The organism is Pedobacter ginsenosidimutans, from assembly GCF_001442625.1.
Classification (GTDB): domain Bacteria; phylum Bacteroidota; class Bacteroidia; order Sphingobacteriales; family Sphingobacteriaceae; genus Pedobacter; species Pedobacter ginsenosidimutans.
Genome location: NZ_LMZQ01000018.1, coordinates 71,959 through 91,562 on the forward strand (window position 1 = coordinate 71,959; position 19,604 = coordinate 91,562).

Here is a 19,604-nt window from a genome sequence, read left to right on the forward strand (position 1 = left end):
TATAAAGAAACATACGAATGAAAATTATAAAATTAGCAGCATTAGCCTTTTTATTCCCAGTTTTATGCTGGGCACAAGCGCCAAATTTTAGTTTAACAGGTAAAATAGGCACATTAGGTGCACCAGCAATGGCTTATATCGATTATATGGATAATGGTGTAAGTCATGAAGATTCTGTAGCCTTAGTTAACGGAAGTTTCAAGTTTGCCGGACATATTTCTGGCAATGCCTACGCCCGTATGGCACTCGATCACACTGGTGGCGGTAAAGGTAAGGCAGTTTATACCGGAGATGTGATTTACTTTTATTTTGGTAGGGAACAGGTAACGATCACTTCAAAGGATTCTTTAGAAAATGCAGTTTTTGCAGGTTCGAAGGTGTACCAGGAGTATGATGCTTATAATAAAGCCATTGGTGGTACCATTATGGCACTTACCAAAGCCGTTAACATCGATTTTAACCGTGGCACACCCGAGCAGCAAAAAGATACCGCTTATATGAAAGCGGTAGATCTGCGCTTCAGAAAAAATATCCAGAACAGAACCGACAAACAGTTTCAATTTGCTAAAGAACACCCAACTTCATACTTCGCTTTGGTGGCACTTTCAGAAGCTGCCGGAAGTAAGGTTGATGTAGCCAAAGTTGAACCACTTTTTAATGCATTGAACAAAGCGTACCGCGAAACCGATATGGGAAAAGAACTCGCTCAGCGTATTGCCGCAAGTGGCATTACCGCTGTTGGAAATATTGCGCCGCTTTTTACACAGAACAATGTGGTAGGCAAGCCAGTTTCGTTGGCCAGTTTAAAAGGAAAAGTGGTACTGGTTGAGTTTTGGGCAAGCTGGTGTGGACCATGCAGGGCCGAAAATCCGAACCTGGTAAAGCAATATCAAACTTACAAAGATAAAGGCTTCGAAATTATTTCAGTTTCATTGGATAATGTAAAAGAACGCTGGTTAGAAGCGATTGAAAAAGACGGTTTAGACTGGATTCATGTTTCTGACCTGAAAGGTTGGAACAACGAAGTGGGCCGTTTATATGGCGTGCGTGCCGTACCTGCAAGTTTTCTGGTAGATGCACAGGGTAAAATTATCGGTAATGGCTTACGTGGCGAACCTTTGAATAAAAAGCTTGCAGAAATATTCAATTAGTTATTGGCTGATAAATATAGATCATGAAAAAGATGCTAACGGCATGCCTGATGCTGGTTTCGCTGCTCACTTTTGGGACTGCGAAATATCGGGAGAAAATTGCATTAAAGGTTTTGTATGTTGGGTATAATCCCGATAAGCCAATGCCGAAAAATGTAGTTTATTATTCAACTAATCCAGCTATTATTGAAAAAATATACAAAACCAGAATGGCAGATTTTAAAACCTTTTTGGAACAGCGTTTTACCGAAGTTAAGGTAGTGGATGTGGCCGATTACAAGGTAGAAATGTCTGATGAGGTTGATGTAACGCTGATGGATGCCGGTCCGGTTATGCTACCAGCAAACTTTAGTCGCCCAGTGGTTTTAATGCACGCTATGGCGCCAAATGTAGGTTTGCCTTTAGGTTTAAAATTCGACTGGTACTGCCAGTGTTTGGATGATGAAGCCCTGAACATCAAAACCGATCATCCCATTTTTAATACGCCAAATGCCGTAAAACTAACTATGGTGAAAAAACCGACGCCAGGTTCTTTTTTTAATGGTCATCAGGGAGTTGGTACACCAAAAGAAATGGATAGGTGGCAGGTGGTAAAGCAGGGCTTTTCTTCAAAAGAACCTTACCTGATTGGTATGGTTTCGCATGGTGAAGGATTTAATGATTCGCCTGATGCTGAATCTATTTCGGGTGGCGTTTGCCTTAAAAATGCCGAAGCAGTAGCATTAGGTCGCCAGGGGAATTACTTTATGTGGGGGTTTGCAGGCTCCCCTGATTATATGACGGATGAGGCCAAAGATGTTTTTGTAAACACGATCTGTTACATCAAGAAATTCGATCATCTTCCGGCTATTGTTAAAAAAGTGCAGATCGAGACCCGTAGTGGCATAGATGAACAAATCTATCGGTTAAGCAAAGATCTTTATAATCAGGCCATTGTTTCGCGACGGGAAGGTAACCTCCGCATGCTGAAAATGCAACAGGAATTAAAAGATAAAAAAGCAAAAGGCGAAGATATTGGCCATGGCAACGAAATGTTTTTGAAAATGCCGGTAACCAACGATACCCAATCTTTTGAGGACTATGTAAAAGGTTATGCTGGAGATAGTTTATTTGCTATTTATGGCACTAATATCAGTCTCTATCACAAGTATTACCGACAAAATTATGAGTATTTTTATCCTTCTGGCGTGTATACCCTTCAGTTAGACCGTGATGCACAAAAACTAGGTATTTCTAACCGTAAAGTGGCACTTTTAGATAAATGTGTAAGTTTATTGGAGGCCAAAAAAGAGGTAGCGATGGCACAGCGCTTGCTCGAACGTTATACGACCGAGAAGTTTAGTAAAGCTACCGATTGGAGAAAATGGCTCAATGAAAACCGCAATAATTTATTTTATACGGAGTCTGGTGGCTTTAAATTCATGGTGAATATCTATGGGAAAAATATTCCTGTTGGCCAACAACAAAGCTACCAATTACCAAAAGCCATTGTAGGTGGTGAACCTACCACAGCCGATCCTGTAGCCGTTTCTGCAAGGTTTATTCCTGGTAATGGCAATAAAAAAGACAGTTTGCTTATCGAAGCCAAAATTTTAAAAGGCTGGCATATTTATGCTTATGTATCTAAAGATAATCCATTTGTGGTTACCGAAACCAGATTGGAACTTCCTGAAGGCGCCGTAGCGGATCAGGAATGGAAAACTACAGCAGCTATTCCATATCCGGGCAACGAGGGCATGTTTATTTTTGAAGGAAAGGCAAACTTTAGGATAATGGTCGATTACAGCAAGGCCAAAGCAGGTACTAAAATTAAATGTGGTTTGTATTATCAGGTGTGTGACGAAACCAAATGTTATCCACCTAAAGAAAAAATATTGGAGATACTTATTTAAACTATCTATGCGCTCGGCATGGCCGGTAAAATGGCCTTGCCGTTTTTTAAACCTTTAACTTAAAATATGAAACCTTTTTTAAGGCTTTGCCTCTTGGCTTCTTTGTGTCTGTTTGCACGTATTTCTGTATCGGCACAAACTGCTGTAAACAAAGCTGATTCCTTGCACAATAGGCTTTTATCAGAAATGATCGGCTTGCCTGCAGCCAATTTTGCTTTAAAAGATCTCGATGGAAATGTAGTATCGTTAAAGGATCTAAAAGGGAAAGTAGTTGTACTCGATTTCTGGTCTACATGGTGTGTGCCCTGCAAAAAATCTTTTCCTGCGATGCAACTTGCCGTTAATACCTATAAAAATGATCCTTCTGTAAAATTCTTATTTATCCATACCTGGGAAACCACCAAAACACCAGTTGAAGATGTAAAAAAATACATCGCACAATCGGGTTTTAATTTCCAGGTGTTAATGGACCTGAAAGATGAAGCCGGGCGTAATGCTGCGGTTGAAGATTATGGCGTAAGTGCCATCCCTGCAAAATTCATCATCGATAAAGCAGGCAATATTGTATTTAAACTAACCGGGTTCACCGGAACCGATGCCGCTGCGCTCCAGGAAATTTCTGAGCGGATTAAACTGGCAAAAAATCATAAATAATAATGAATAATTCTATAAAGGGAATAGCAGTGACTGTAGTTATGCTCTTCAGCTTAAATGCTGTGGCCCAGAAAAAACAGGTTGCCAAATTCCAGAAAATCATTGCAGAAGCGGTTAAAAAAGCATACCCTGCAAGTGTACGGATGTGGGGTTTCGATGTACAGCAGAATCAAAGAACAAGTGCACAGTTTAGCGGCGTGGTGGTGAGTGCCGATGGTTACATCTTAACTGCTGCACACACCATTCTACCAGGTAAAAATTATAAGGTTTTTTTTTCCGATGGTCGCGAATGCATTGCCCTGGCTCTAGGTAAAATAGAAAATAAAGATATGCCCGGTATTCCAGATGTGGGCATGATGAAAATTACAGATAAAGGCATCTATCCATTTGCAGAGATGGGTTATTCGGCAAGTTTACTTAAAAACGAACCTTGTATCAGCATTTCTTATACCGAAAGCTTAAATCAAAACCTGCCAACCTTAAGATTAGGAAATATTGCAGAAGTGAAAAATGAATATGGTTTTATTCGCTCAACCTGCAAAATGGAACCTGGCGATTCTGGTGGCCCGTTATTCGATTATTATGGCCGTGTAATCGGGTTGCACAGTGCCATTGATGTTTCAGAAGAAATGAATTTTGAAATTCCAGTCGACCTTTACCGCCGTTATTGGACAGCTTTAAACAGTGAAAAACTCTATACGGCTTTCCCAGAAAAGAGGGATAGTGTTAAAACAGATCCCTTGTCTTTGCTACTACAGAAAGAAAACAAACAAAAGGCTTTACATCCTGATTTTGATCTGCCAACGCTTAAAAATAGCTGCTTTTCCATCAAAAGTATGATAAAAGGAAAAAACCAGGATATTTACTGCATTTTATTGAATGTTAGCACAGCAAATGGAGCTAAAAAACAGTTTCTATTGAGTAAAAACACTATGGTTGGCGAACAAGCACAATGCAATATTAATGGAGTTGCCGTGCCAATTAAGTTAATTGGAAAAGATCAGGAAAAAGACCTGGTTTTATTTGAACTTGAACAGCAAATAACCGGTGGAATTGATTTAAATATTTCTGATAGCGACAGCGTTAAAATAGAAATGGGTAAACTTCTTTATAGCATTGATCCCGCTGGCAAAGTGATGCGCAGTATTTTGGGTAGTATGTTATTTAATTTGCCGAAAATTAACAGTCAGCCTTATTTGGGCGCGATGGTGGTTTATAATTCCAGCCCCGTTCAGTTTTCGTTAATCAAAGCAGGGAGTCCGGCAGAAAAAGCGGGAATAAAAGTTGGGGATGAACTGATCAGTATGAATGGTAAACTGATAAAAAAAGCAAGTGAATTTGCCCCAGAAATGCTGAAATATTGGGCAGATGATGAAGTTACTTTTGAATGGGAAAATGCTTCAGGTAAGATGAGTAAAACATTAAAACTGGAGGGACGGGGGCAGTCGGTTTCTAATCATCCGGCAGAGAAATTTGAAGGTGGAAAGTCGGAGCGGAGAGATGGTTTTAATGCTGTTTTTACACACGATGCGGCCATCAAGCCTAATGCATGCGGTTCGCCTGTTTTCGATTGGCAAGGTAATTTTTATGGGATTAATATCGCCAGGTTTAGCCGAACAACCACGGTGGTGATACCAAAGAAAACGATAATAGATTTTGTTTTGAAGACTATTCAGTAGCTTGGTTTTCGCCACGGAAACACAGAAGGCACGGAATTTCTATTGGTCGGTGTCTCACCAACCAATACGTTAAGCCCCGAAGTAAGACACCAACTGATAACACAATTGTAGCGTTCAGGAAGAAGGCTTTTTCAGCCGACGAAGCAATCTTACAACGATCGCTACTGCGTGTGCATTTCTATTTAATTGTCATCCTGAGCCTGTCGAAGGATCTTTTATTATTCAAGTGGTCGGTGTCTCACCGACTACTACTTAGGATTTACTGCCAAATATACTTCGGTCGGTGAGACACCAACCGATAAGAAATGAAAGTACTATGCCTATTTCTTCAGTAACGTATCAATCTCGGTATTAAATTCTTTCACAAATTCATCATAAAATTTGCCTGTGGCCGGACCATTAAAACCAGTATGGATTTGCGCTACATTGCCCTGTTTATCAATAATTATCGTGGTTGGGAATGATAAAAAAGAATCGAGTGCAGGCAATGATTCTGATACGACCTGTTTATCGGCAGTACCCGCAATAACCTGGTCGTAATCTATTCCAAAACGTTCGCGGAAACGTGTCATCACCTTTTTTGCATATTCAGGTTCGGTTGAGCGTTCGTAATGCAAAGCAATAATTTCTACACCACGTTTCTTGTTTTCCTTATACCAGGGCGCAATAAAAGTAGCTTCGTCAACACAATTTGGGCACCAGCTTCCGGTTATGGTTAAAATCACCACCTTATTTTTATATTTTTCATCCTTTAATGAAATCTTTTTGCCGTTGATATCAGGAAAGCTAAAATCAAGCGTTTTGTATCCTTTTTTCAGATAGGTAAGTTTGTAAGGATCGGGCAGGGCCGCATCTTTATTTTTAGTTCCGGTAAAAGGCTGGCTTCCCCTTGCACCTAAAATTTCTCCAGTTAATGAGCCATCTGGCAGGAAAGTTCCTTTGTAATAGGAAGGAGAGGAGCCAATAAAACTCGAAAGTTGAAATTCATTTCCTTTTACTACACCTTCCAGATAACGCGAATCGCCTGTTACACGGAGAAAAGTGCCTGTAAGTTTGTTACCTGTCTGCTTAAATAAACCTACTGTTTTTTCTTCCTTACCATTTGGCGATTTAAAAACTACATCATAACTGCCAGAATAATCTGCCGTTGCAGGTTTATCTGCCGTTTTAAAACGATAATTTTTTCTTTCAGCAACAATTACCAAAGGTTTGCCAGTTTTATCCTGTTTTCTTAATGCACCTGTTAATTGGTCACCATCTATCGCAAATGCGAGTTCGTTATCAAACTGATCCAGTTTTACGAAAAGCGAATCGGTCGTTTGTTTTACAAGGCCACCTTCGAAGCTTTCTTCAGCATTGCGGAAATATAATTTCTGCTGACCGCTTTTTTCGCTGATTTCGAAGTTAAAAGGGATCTCTAATCCTTCCTTTACCTTAGCTATTCCACGCCAGCTACCGAGCGCAACAAAAGCATGTTGTTTTTTCTCTTGAACCTTTGCTGCTTGCTTATTGGCTAAGACAGTATTTTCCTGGGCATAGATAAAAGTTGTTGATATGGCCAATATGGCTGTTAAAAGGGACTTTAGTTTCATTGGGATGTGTGTTTGACGACTAAATTAGTAGACAAAGATATGGATGTAATTGGCAAAGAAAAAATATTTCAATAAAAATCTATAAAAACTATAGGATAAATGGAATAAGTTATACCTTTGCAGCTGTTATTTTAAAATACTTATCAAGAAAGGCGGAGGGAATGGCCCTGTGAAGCCTTAGCAACCATCTAATTTTAGAAATGGTGCTAATTCCATCTCAGATGAATCTGGGGTAGTTAAGTCAGTTGTTTGCGTTATCCTTATAAGAATATATGGAGCACTTCTGATTTATGGGGTGCTTTTTTTTTGCCCCCGATGCACGCTTGAAAAGTAAATACGGTTTAAAGAAAATTATTCAAATGAAAAAAACAGACGAGCTAAAAGCCATTAATGCAAACCTTAATGCATATTTCCGAATGCGCATGCCCTGTTAAAATCGCTCCATTTTAACAGGCTTCTTTAGGCTAACCATTCCTTATTTATTTTTTAAAAACAAATACGATTTAGTCGTAGTGGAATTGTTTTGCCCAAAAATATTATCCCTTTTTAACTAATTAACTACATACTTATGTTTAAAAATTTAAAATCAATAACATTTATCCTGCTGTTCTTCCTGGCGCAAAAGCTTTCTGCTCAGGATGTAACCGTTACCGGAACGGTAAAGTCGGCAGATGGTGAAACACTCCCTGGTGTTTCCATTTTAATAAAAGAGACTAAACAAGCCTCCATTTCTGATGCTAAAGGAGCTTTTTCTATTAGTGCACCAGATAAGGGTACATTGGTATTTTCTTATATCGGTTTTAAGAGTCAGGAAATACAGATCAATAAAAATGCCGGCCCCATTTCGATCATTCTTCAGTCAAGCGATAATGCGCTGGATGAGGTAGTGGTTACCGCATTGGGTATTTCAAGGCAGAAGAAATCGCTTGGTTATGCTGTTCAGGAATTAAAAGGACAGGATTTAGCCGAAGCTAAAGAATCTAACCTGGTAAATGCACTGGCCGGAAAAATAGCAGGTGTTAGGGTAACCAATAGCCAGGGGAGCATGGGTTCCTCGCGTGTGGTCATCAGAGGGGAAACATCTATTGCCGGAAATAACCAGCCATTATTTGTGGTTGATGGGATTCCGGTAGATAATTCTCAGTTAAATTCGGCAGGGGCTAGAGATTATGCCAATACCATTTCGGATATTAATCCCGAAGATATAGAATCAATGAGTGTGTTAAAAGGACCAAATGCCGCTGCACTATATGGTTCGAGGGCTGCAGCAGGGGTTATCCTCATTAAAACCAAAACAGGTAAATCGAAAAAAGGATTAGGCATTGCCATTAACTCAAACGCGGTTTTAGAAACCTTGCTTACGCTACCCGTCTATCAAAATGCTTTCGGTCAGGGATCGGAAGGCAAATTTAGCTATGTAGATGGTGCAGGTAAAGGCATTAACGATGGAGTAGATGAAAGCTGGGGCCCTAAATTGGATGGCAGATTAATTCCACAATTTTATTCGAAGGGAGTAGCGGTGCCATTTGTGGCGCATCCAGATAATGTGCGCGATTTCTTCCAGACCGGATACTCATTAAATAATGGGGTATCGGTTGCAGATGCAGGCGAAAAGTATGATTACCGGATTTCATACAATAACCTGAAACAGGTAGGTATAGTACCAAACTCTGGTCAGGGCAAAAATTCGTTTGTGCTCAATACATCATTAAAAATAACACCGAAGTTAACCTTAACTGCCAACGCAAATTATAGCAAGCTTAATTCTGATAATTTACCTGGAACGGGTGGTTCGAGATCAACCAGTACCATGTTACAGTTTACCTGGTTCGGCCGTCAGGTTGATATCAACCAATTAAAAGATTATTTGGATGAAAATGGAAAAACGTTTAACTGGAACAACAGCTATTACAGCAATCCTTATTGGGTAGCTTACGAAAATACCGTATCGCAAAACCGTAGCCGGATTATTGGAAGTTTAGCCCTGAATTATAAGATTATTGATGGACTTGATTTCAACTTCAGATCGGGAACGGATTATTACAACGATAGACGTAAAGTTAGGATTGCCTATGGTACCAATGGAACACCTTTCGGTTCTTATACTGAGAGTGCCTTTACGGTAAGTGAAAATAATACTGATGCGACATTAAACTTTAACAAACAGTTAAATGATGATTTTAGTCTCGAATTGTTAGGTGGTGGTAACATCCGCAGGCAATACATCGAGCAGAACGATCAAAGTGCACCTAAATTGGCCATCGCCGGACTTTATACCCTTAAAAACTCTCGTGATCCGCTAATTTCATCAAATAATTTATCAAGATTAAAATCTTACAGTGTTTATGCATCCGGACAGCTTGGTTTCAGAAATTACCTGTTTGCCAACATCACGGCACGTAACGATTGGTCATCTACCTTACCAGCGCAGAACAGGTCGTATTTTTACCCGTCATTTAACGGAAGTTTTGTAGCAACCGAAGCATTTGACATTAAAAGTGAAGTACTTAATTATTTGAAAATACGCGGAGGCTGGTCTAAAGTGGGTAAAGATGCCGATCCTTATCGCTTGATTAATACTTACGCATTTGGTACACCGTTTAGCATAAGTTCTGATCTACAAAAATTATATCCCAACATTGTTATTGCAAATCCTCAGCTAAGTCCGGGTGCTATAGATTTAAATCCTAATCTCAAACCAGAGACTACCACATCTACAGAACTGGGGGTTGAAGCGGTATTCTTTAATAAAAGGTTACGCTTCGATTTAAGTGCATACAATACCAATAGTTATAATCAGATTTTAGCTGCTGATGTAAGTCAGAGTACTGGTTTCAGCTCAAAATTGCTTAACGCTGGCAAAATCAACAATAAAGGGATAGAAGCACAATTGGGAATTACGCCAGTAAAAAAAGCCTTTACGTGGGATATTGATGTAAATTTTGCTGCAAACCGAAGTAAGGTGATAGAATTAGATGCCGAAAAATTATTAACAAATTATGTAGTGGCTTCTAACTCGGCACAGGTTATTGCTACCGTTGGTCAGCCTTACGGCTCATTGTTCGGATCAGCATATTTGAGAGATGGTAATGGTAATATTGTTGTAAACGCTACGGGAGCACCAGCAACAAATCCTACTAAGCAGGTATTAGGGAAATATACTCCGGATTGGATTGGTGGTGTGTATAATACTTTCACCTATAAAGGTATCAGTTTAGGGGTATTGGTTGATGCAAGTTTCGGTGGTTCTATCTATAATGGTACCTATGCAACAGGTACATATACAGGAGTATTGGCTTCTACACTTCCGGGAAGGGCAGCTGAATATGGAGGTATTTCTTACTATTATCCAGGCAATGATAAAACCAAAGGAACGGTAAGGGTAAATGGTACAGCTCCGGCAGGTGTAACGGTTTACGATGACGGGATTATTTTTGATGGTGTAACGGCTGATGGTAAACGCAATGAGAAAGTATTACCAGCTCAACAATATTATAAATCGTTCAGAAATATTGATGAAGCAAATATTTTCGATGCTTCATATGTAAAACTCCGCGAGGTTAAATTAAGTTATAACCTGCCATCAAAATGGCTTCGCCCATTAAGTTTACAAGGCGTTTCAGTATCACTTGTGGGGCGCAACCTTTGGATTATCCACCGCAATACAGTAGATATCGATCCAGAGGTGGCTTTTAATACTGGTAATGGTCAGGGGTTGGAAAGTTTATCTAACCCAAGCACACGCAGTTATGGTATCAATCTAAATGTTAAATTTTAATTATCTCCATTATGAAAAATAAAAAACTATATATACTGGCCATTTTGGCAATTGCTTTTACATCTTGTAACAAAGAACTGGATGAGGTAAACATCAATCCGAATGCCCCTGAAATTCCACAGGCCGATTATTTACTTACCGGAGCAATCAAAAATACATCAGATACCTACTGGGGTACTACAAATAATCTGAATTCGAGTTTGCTTTTTGCACAACATTGGGCTAAAGTACAATATACAGAAGAAGATCGGTTTATCTATTCAAACAGTAGTTTTACCGCGTTGTGGTCTACAGGATATGCGCAGAGTATTGCTGGCTTAAATAAGATTGTCGAATTAGCAGATGCTCAAGGTAATCCAAATTATAAAGGTGTAGCCCTGGTACTGAGATCGTGGGTGTTTTTATTGCTTACCGACGCTTATGGAGATGTTCCATATACCCAGGCCGGAAAAATTAAACAGTTTGTTACGCCAGTTTACGACAAGCAAAAGGATGTTTATTATGGAATTTTAGCCGATTTAAAATCTGCTCAAACAGCCTTAGATCCTGCTTCGGGAGCTCCGGTTATTTCTGGTGATATCATGTATGGAGGTAATATTACCCACTGGAAGGAATTTGCAAACTCATTGCGTTTGCGCATTGCTTTACGCATTGCGGATAAAGAACCCGCAAAATCACAAGCAGTAATTGATGAAATTAAGGCTGAAGGGGGAAATTACATCAATAGCAATGCATTTAATGCGCAGCTTGTTTATCAGGTATCACCACAGCAAAATCCTGTGGCGGCATCATTTGAAACCAGAAATGATTACCGGATTAGCAAAACCATAGTGGATAAACTTTTTGCCTTAAAAGATCCGAGGTTGCCAATATATGCAAGTAAAACAGAAAATGTAACACCACAAGTTTATGTAGGTATCCCAAATGGTTCTACAAATTCGGAGGCAAGCGCAATAGGTTTGGCAAATTCTTCAAAACCAGGTGCTTATTTTTTAAATCCATTGGCACCTGCAGTAATTTTAAGTTACGCTGAACTGCTTTTTGATAGGGCAGAAGCGGCAGCGCGTGGCTTTACTACAGAAAATGCAGCTGACTTATATAACCAGGCCATTAGGGCCTCTTTTGATCAGTATGGTATATCGGGTAATGTTGTTGATGATTATATTAATCAGGCTGCGGTAAAATATGATCCTACCAATTATAAAAAATCAATCGGTGAGCAAAAATGGATTGCTTTATTTGGTCAGGGTTTAGAAGCCTGGACAGAGCAGAGAAGGTTAGATTATCCGCAATTAACTGCATCTGTTAATACGGTGTTGAATGGCAAAATTCCGGTACGTTTTATTTATCCAGGTTCTGAACAATCGTTAAACGGACAGAATTATAAAAATGCGGTAAGCAGCCAGGGTGCAGATTTATTAACTACCAAACTTTGGTTTGATGCTTTTTAAGTGAATGATATGGTTTTATTGTGGTGTCAGATGTTACCATCTGGCACTAAAAACAACAAACGTCCTGAATTTATATCGGGACGTTTGTTGTTTTTTACAATTAAAGAAAAAGATAAACCTGTTCAGGTTCCTTTTTTTTAATTGGTATTCATCTGGCTAAATCCTCAGCAGCATTGCTTGCCTTGGTTTTCAAGTCTTCGGTGTACCCTTTTGCTTTCTCTACCCATTCTGGGGCTTTATCTAATAGTTCATCTACTATCGATTGTCCGGTAATTGGATCTTTTTTGGTGATATATTTTACGCCAGCATAAACTGCTGCGCCAATAATTGCTGTTTTTAAAATTCCCATGTTCTTTTCTTTTTTATTAGTTAAACATTTTGAGGTCGTTTAAAGTTTTAGACATTTTCTAATAGCTGTTGTTACAAATGATTTTAGTTAGTTTGCGCTTTACTTATGCTACACTCCACAGTTGATATTGCTATTAACCGATCTTTTTTTTGCCACGGAAACACGAAAACCACAGAGAAATACCTCTGCGATAATCTTTGTTTCCATGGCAAATTTATTTGTACTATTAGTATTGGTCAATGATAAGTGCTATTTTTCTCAGTAGTATCATCAGGCGCTACAATAAAAATTACAGATAATCACTATTAAATTTATATATTTCGAACAAAATTACCTTAAACTAAATCAAATATATACTAAATGGAGCTGCATGAATAAGGAAAAGTTGTTCAATGAAATCAAAGATTTGAGCATCATAAATTCTTTCTATAAACACGAACAGCTTGTACAGGGAATCTCAATGGGCTAAACCATAAACCGATTGTTAGGGGAGATATTCTACCTTCACCCGAATAACATTGAAAACACAAATGAACAAATCAGATCAAATTACAGGTTACATCAGGCATGGAGCATTAACTTTTGCAGTTTCACTTTTTACTGTTGGCAATATTAAGGCCCAAACCATTATTCCTATTGAAACCGCACATAATGCATTGGTATTACAGGCTGATGTAAAGAAAGATGTTAACACCGTTTTTTTTGGAAAGAAACTCAGTAATAAACAAGAATATGCGCAGGTTGCCGGGCAATACAAACAAACTGAGGACTACACCGGGCAGTTAAATTCGGCTTACACACCTTCAGGATCAAGAAATCTGGTAGAACCAGCTATTAGTGTTACCCATGCTGATGGTAATAACTCCCTCGATCTGAAATACGTTGATCATACCGTTATCGCTATTGATGATAATGTGAGTTTAATAAAGATCAGATTAAAAGATCCCGTTTATAATTTTGAGGTAACCTTATTCTATAAGTCTTTTTATAGACAAGATGTAATAGAACAATGGACGGAGATTAAACACAGTGAGAAAGGTACAGTGGTATTGCATAAATATGCGTCGGCCAATCTGCACTTAAAATCACCGCGTTTTTGGCTAAACCAGTATCATGGCGATTGGGCTAAAGAAATGCAGCCAGAACAAAGTGAAATTACCCATGGCATTAAAACTTTGGATAGCAAATTAGGTACGAGGGCAAATTTGTTTCAGCCTTCTGTTTTTATGATTTCGTTAGATAAACCAGCGGAAGAAAATGAAGGTAGTGTTTTGTACGGTGCGATGGAATGGAGCGGTAATTTCAAGATCGATCTTGAACTGGATTACCAGGATAACCTGCGCATTATTGCCGGAATGAACAATTATGCTTCGCCATATAGCTTAAAAGCAGGTGAAGTTTTTACAACCCCTGCTTTTTTGTACACTTTTTCTGATCAGGGAAAAGGCGATGCCAGTAGGAAATTACAAGATTGGGCACGTAATTATAAAATATTAGATGGTAAAGGCAGTAGGTTAACCCTCTTGAATAACTGGGAGGCCACATATTTCGATTTCAATGAGCAAAAATTGGCCGATTTATTAAAAGATACCAAAAAACTGGGTGTCGATTTCTTTCTACTTGATGATGGTTGGTTCGGAAACAAATATCCGCGTAACGATGACCATGCCGGACTTGGCGATTGGCAGGAGAACAAGAAGAAATTGCCAAACGGAATAGGTTCTTTGGTAAAAGAGGCTGATAATGTAGGAACCAGATTCGGAATTTGGATAGAACCCGAAATGGTTAACCCTAAAAGTGAACTTTATGAAAAACACCCTGATTGGGTGGTAAAACAGCCGAACAGACCTGAATATTATTTCAGGAACCAATTAGAACTCGACTTGAGCAACCCAAAAGTACAGGATTTTGTTTTCGGTGTGGTAGATGGCCTGTTTACTAAGAATCCTAAACTGGCTTATATTAAATGGGATTGTAATGCGGTAATTTACAATGCATACTCCGCGCATTTAAAAAATCAATCTCATTTTTACATCGATTATGTAAGGGGACTGTATAGTGTGTTGCAAAGAATCCGTGCAAAATATCCAACGGTACCCATGATGTTATGCTCTGGTGGAGGTGGTAGGGTAGATTATGCTGCCTTACAGTATTTTACAGAGTTTTGGCCTAGTGATAATACCGACCCCTTAGAGCGCATATTTATGCAATGGGAATACTCTTATTTTTATCCTGCCATTAGCAGCGCTAACCATGTAACCGATTGGGGAAAACAGCCAATAAAGTTCCGTGTCGATGTAGCCATGATGGGCAAACTGGGTTTTGATATTGTAGTGAGTAAATTGCCTGAAAAAGAGCTTCAGTTCTGTCAGGAGGCCATTAAAAACTATAACGATGTAAAACAGACGATCTGGCAAGGTGAACAATACCGTTTGGCAAATCCGCGTACAGGTAGCATAGCATCGATGTTATATGTGAATGCGCAAAAAACGGAAGGTCTTATTTTTAATTACCTGGTAAACAACCGTTATGGTGAAAATAGCAAGTATCCGATTAAATTGAACGGTTTAGATGCAACAAAGAAATACCGCATTAAAGAAATCAACCTTTATCCTGGTACAAAATCATCAATAGATGCTACTAAAACCTATACCGGCGATTTCTTGATGAAAGTAGGCTTTAATCCTATTCTTAATACTACCAGAACCAGTGTAGTGCTAAGATTAGAAGAGATGAAGTAATATGGCGTTCGTCATTTCGACTGAAGCTTAGCGAGATGGAGAAATCTAATTAATGGTTTCTCCATTTTTTTACCACAGCGCCCACAGAAAGCAGACCATAGAGGGCACTGAGTTGGAGCATAAATAAATACGATCGTCATTCCCGCACAGGCGGGAATCTTAAAGCCCATTCCATGTTTTGGGTCTGCCAAACAATTTTTAAATTTTAATCCACTATATAGATCCTTCGACTACGCTCAGGATGACGGACCCATCAATGAAAAACAATAGTATTAATCTACTCTAGATAAATACCATCATCCCTTTTACATTTTAAACATTCTCTTCTTCGCTACCATTCATAAAAGCACGCGGACTTTTCCCAAACTGTTTTTTAAACTCCCTGCTAAAATATTTTGGATCGTTAAAGCCAACTTGATAAGCCACTTCATAAATAGTAAACCTATTTTGTTTAAACAGTTCCATCGCTTTCTTTAAACGGATCGATTTAACGAAGTCATTTACGGAGAGGTTGGTTAGGTTTCTGATTTTTTTATACAAAACAGGTCTGCTCATCCCAACCATCGAAGCCAGTTCAGATACACCAAAATCTTCATCAGTAATATGTTCATCAATGTATTTTAACAGTTTTAAGATAAAAGCTTCGTCAATGGCATTGATGGTGAGCTCTTTTGGCTGTAAATGGATGTGTTTCAGGAATTTTTGACGCATTACCTGTCTCGACATCAGTAGATTGCGAACATTCAGTAAAAGCAATTCAGGACTAAAAGGTTTCGTAATATAAGCATCGGCGCCTGTTTCCAAGCCGCTAACCTGGTGGATATGAGAAGAGCGGGCTGTAAGGATAATAACGGGGATATGGCTGGTCCGTTCATCTTCCTTAAGTCTGCGGCAAAGTTCTATACCATCCATTATCGGCATCATGATATCGCAGATAATCAGATCTGGCAGTGTTTCTACAGCTGTTTCCCAACCCATTAATCCATTTTCACTTTCGGCAACCTGGTAATGTTTGCCAACCAGTGATGTAATTAACAGTCTGATTTCGCTATTGTCTTCCACCACCAATATAGTTTCGGTGGAAATATCAGTTTCTTTTTCAGACTTTGAAATGGTTAGCTCTTTTTCGGGCTGTTGCGTGTAGATATCGGGATGTGTAGGATAATCTTTTGCCCCATCAAAAATCGCTGTTTTAAAGTGAGATTTTCCTTTCTTTAACCTTACCGTGAAATTGGTGAAACCACGTTCACCATTTTCAGCAGGTGTACTTTCTACCGCAATATGCCCTTTATGTTCCTCTACAATTGCTTTAGAAAGTGCCAAACCTATTCCCGAACCGATTTGGTTGGAGTGTTGCTCATCTACCTGGAAATAATCGCTAAAAAGATTCTTTAAACTTTCAGCAGGTATACCCAGTCCGTTATCAGAAATGCTAATCGCTACTTCATTATCCATTTCCAATAACGAGACAGAAATTTTGCCACCTTTTTCGCAGAATTTAAAGGCATTAGATAACAGGTTGAACAATACTTTTTCGAGCTGCCTTTTATCAAAAAACAGATTGATGTTTTCCTGCTCGCGTACAAATTCGTATTGTACGCCATTTGTTTGGGCAAGATGAGAGAAGGAAATGAAAATTTCGTTGATGAAATCGACGATATTATCTTCAGTAACGTGTAGGGTAAGATGCCCGGTTTCGGCCTTTCTAAAATCCATTAATTCGGTAATAAGCCGCATTAACCTGTTGGCATTATTTTTTATCGGAATAATCTGTCGATTTAACTCGGTATCGGTTTGATATTGTTTGGAAAGATTTTCTAACGGGCCCAGAATTAAGGTAAGTGGTGTTCTGATTTCGTGTGCCACATAGGTAAAGAAATTCAGTTTCATTTTCTGAATGTCCTCTGTACGTTTAAGCAAAGCACGAACAAAAAGATAACGTACAATCAAAAACAGTAATGCCGAAAAGAAGGCCAGATAAATAAGATAGGCCCACCAGGTAGCCCAAAAGGGTGGAAGCACAGTGATTTTAAGGCTTGCAGGTTTGTTGCCCGGATTTCCATCGTTATTATTTCCAGTTACCATAAAGGTGTAATTGCCAGCAGGAAGATCGGTATAGGTAACACTGGGGACGTCGGTTTTTACCCAATCTTTACTATGGCCCTTCAGGATATAACGGTAACTGTTTTTTTCTGGTTTAATGTAATTTAATAAGGCAAAATCGAGGCTGAAATTATTTTGGTCGTGTTTAAAAGTTATCTGCTTGATGCTTTTGATATCTTCATTCAACAGCCCGTCAGGAGCATTTACCGCCACTGGTTTATCGAACAGTTTAAGTCCGGTAAAGGTGATGGGGACATTATTTTTGTTAATATCAATCTGCTTTGGATAAAAAGCAGTCAATCCATCGTATCCACCAAAAAACAATTGTCCGCTGCTATCTTTCAAAAACGACCGGATATTAAAATCGTTGCCTGCAAGCCCATCGCTTTTGGTATAATTAATGAATTTTCCCGTTTTGGTTACCAGTTTGGATAGTCCTTTATCTGTACTGATCCACAGATTATTTTCCTCATCTTCGATTATTCCCAATACATTGCCATTTGGCAGGCCATCCTTTTCGCTGTAGTTCTTGAATTTTCTGCTTTTATTATCGAAAATGCTCAAACCTCCAAAAGAAGTTCCAACACAAATATTTCCATTCTGTATTTGAACAATGCAATTAATATGATCGGATTTTAAACTACCTGCCTTGCTTTTGCTTTCATAATAACCTGTAATTCTTTTATTGGCTGGATGGTAAGCATATAATCCGTCCATCGTTCCAATCCATAAATTTTTGGCCTTATCTTCAAATATAACCTGGATATACTTGTTTCTTAGGTTCTGCTCTAAAGGACTTTTAACCGTTATAGAAGCATAATGGCCATTTGTTTTTTTTAATGTAGATAATCCATCGTTAGAGCCAACCCAAACCGTACCATCGCTATCTACAGTTATTGCAATCACTTCTGATCCCCCTGGACTATTTTTTACATCTTTAACATTGATTATTTTCTTGAAATTACGACCTGAGGGATTAAATACGTATAAACCACCACGGTGTGTACCCACCAATAGCTGCCCCGTTTTATCGAGGCACAAGGTTTTAATCAAGTTGGAGTTGAGTCCATTGTTGTTTGGTTCTGATTTATAGTAGGTAAAGGTATGGTTGCTTCTGTTTACGTAATTTAAACCACCACCTTCAGTACCAATCCACAGGTTATGGTTTTGATCTTCGGCCATAGCACTCACAATATTGCTGCTCAAACCCTGCTGTTTTTTCGAATTTCTAAAAACATTAAAAGGAGTAGCGGAGGGATAAACAATATTTACCCCTTTATAAAATGTACCTACGTAAACTGAGCCGTTAAGATCTTGAAAAATACTATGAATAGAATTCTGGCTCAATCCGTCTGTTTGCTCAGGATCGTAACGGTAATTACTAAATTTTCGGGTATTTGGATCGAAGATACTTAATCCTTCCTGTGTACCAATCCAAATATTGCCCGCTTTGTCGCAGGTGAGTTTCCTAATGTCGTTATTAACGATAGAATTTGGATCTGTAGCATTGGTTTGGTATCGTTTAAATGTTTTGTGTTCGTAATCGAACAGGTTTAAGCCGTTGTAGGTACCTAACCAAAGCCGCTTTTGTTTGTCGATTACAATACTTTTTACAGCATTAGAACTGATGCTGTTTTTATTGCTGGGATTATGCCTGAAAATCTCAAAGTGGTATTTACCCTTAACCAGGTAAATACGTACTAAACCATTATAAGTACCTACCCAAAGGTTCTGTTTTTCGTCTTTAAAAATCGAGAATACACAGTTGAGCCTGGATTTGTAATTGGGTTTATCAAAAAGAAATTTCTTGAAAATCTGCTTCTCGACATCCACAACCAGGTTGAGGCCATTATCTGTGCCTACCCAGATATTTTTTTGAGGATCTTCATACAAACACTCCACCGAATCGCAGCTAAAGGAATTTGCTGAACTCCGGGTATTAATGCGATAAAAATGATCGGTTTTTTCATTGTAAATATTCAGTCCTTTTTCTGTACCTACCCATAATCTTCCTTTCGAATCGGTCAGTAGGGTATTAATCACATTATTAGAAATGCTGTTGACGTTATCTGAGCTATTGTTGTAAATTTTAAAACGATAGCCATCATAACGGTTCAATCCATGTTTGGTACCCATCCAGATAAACTGGTTTTTGTCTTGTTCAATAGCTATCACCGAATTTTGCGATAAACCATTTTCCATCCTGAGGTGGTT

10 protein-coding genes and 1 riboswitch are annotated in these 19,604 nt (G+C 38.8%); of the genes, 7 read left to right on the top strand and 3 right to left on the bottom strand.

Annotated elements, in window-relative coordinates:
* Window positions 1-17 precede the first annotated feature (17 nt).
* The 4 genes from ASU31_RS19410 (at window position 18) to ASU31_RS19425 (ending at window position 5,376) form a co-directional block, all read left to right on the top strand.
* Entirely contained in the window at window positions 18-1,151 is a 1,134-nt protein-coding gene (locus tag ASU31_RS19410) for a TlpA disulfide reductase family protein (protein WP_057933938.1), read from the top strand.
* A 23-nt stretch (window positions 1,152-1,174) separates the two neighbouring features.
* On the top strand, window positions 1,175-3,043 hold the full coding sequence (locus ASU31_RS19415) for a protein-disulfide reductase DsbD domain-containing protein (RefSeq protein WP_057933939.1): 1,869 nt from the start codon (window positions 1,175-1,177) through the stop codon (window positions 3,041-3,043).
* A gap of 66 nt (window positions 3,044-3,109) precedes the next feature.
* The gene (locus ASU31_RS19420) at window positions 3,110-3,697 is read left to right on the top strand and encodes a TlpA family protein disulfide reductase (protein WP_057933940.1); all 588 of its coding nucleotides are present in this window, start codon (window positions 3,110-3,112) and stop codon (window positions 3,695-3,697) included.
* Window positions 3,698-3,699: 2 nt separating this feature from the next.
* Window positions 3,700-5,376, top strand: coding sequence for a trypsin-like peptidase domain-containing protein (locus tag ASU31_RS19425; RefSeq protein WP_057933941.1), 1,677 nt, complete (start codon window positions 3,700-3,702; stop codon window positions 5,374-5,376).
* A 320-nt stretch (window positions 5,377-5,696) separates the two neighbouring features.
* Here ASU31_RS19425 and ASU31_RS19430 read toward each other — a convergent pair whose 3' ends face one another.
* Window positions 5,697-6,968 carry a TlpA disulfide reductase family protein gene (locus ASU31_RS19430; RefSeq protein ID WP_057933942.1) on the bottom strand — a complete coding sequence of 424 codons (1,272 nt, stop codon included), beginning with the start codon at window positions 6,966-6,968 and terminating at the stop codon, window positions 5,697-5,699.
* Between the two features lie 137 nt (window positions 6,969-7,105).
* Window positions 7,106-7,211: riboswitch (SAM riboswitch) on the top strand.
* Window positions 7,212-7,536: 325 nt separating this feature from the next.
* On the opposite strand from ASU31_RS19430, the gene ASU31_RS19435 reads away from it, so the two are divergent.
* Together ASU31_RS19435 and ASU31_RS19440 are read left to right on the top strand one after the other, a co-directional pair.
* A complete protein-coding gene (locus ASU31_RS19435) occupies window positions 7,537-10,746 on the top strand; it encodes a SusC/RagA family TonB-linked outer membrane protein (protein ID WP_057933943.1) in 3,210 nt (1,069 codons plus the stop codon).
* An 11-nt stretch (window positions 10,747-10,757) separates the two neighbouring features.
* Window positions 10,758-12,197 (top strand): SusD/RagB family nutrient-binding outer membrane lipoprotein, encoded by a 1,440-nt coding sequence (locus ASU31_RS19440; RefSeq protein WP_057933944.1) that lies wholly within the window; start codon window positions 10,758-10,760, stop codon window positions 12,195-12,197.
* Between the two features lie 148 nt (window positions 12,198-12,345).
* Here the strand turns inward: ASU31_RS19440 and ASU31_RS19445 are convergent, their stop codons facing one another.
* A complete protein-coding gene (locus ASU31_RS19445) occupies window positions 12,346-12,546 on the bottom strand; it encodes a hypothetical protein (RefSeq protein ID WP_057933945.1) in 201 nt (66 codons plus the stop codon).
* A gap of 530 nt (window positions 12,547-13,076) precedes the next feature.
* Here ASU31_RS19445 and ASU31_RS19450 point away from each other — a divergent pair.
* Window positions 13,077-15,287, top strand: coding sequence for an alpha-galactosidase (locus tag ASU31_RS19450; RefSeq protein WP_057933946.1), 2,211 nt, complete (start codon window positions 13,077-13,079; stop codon window positions 15,285-15,287).
* 312 nt (window positions 15,288-15,599) lie between these two features.
* On the opposite strand, the gene ASU31_RS19455 is transcribed toward ASU31_RS19450, so the two are convergent.
* The gene (locus ASU31_RS19455; protein ID WP_057933947.1) at window positions 15,600-19,592 is read right to left on the bottom strand and encodes a hybrid sensor histidine kinase/response regulator transcription factor; all 3,993 of its coding nucleotides are present in this window, start codon (window positions 19,590-19,592) and stop codon (window positions 15,600-15,602) included.
* Window positions 19,593-19,604: the final 12 nt, after the last annotated feature.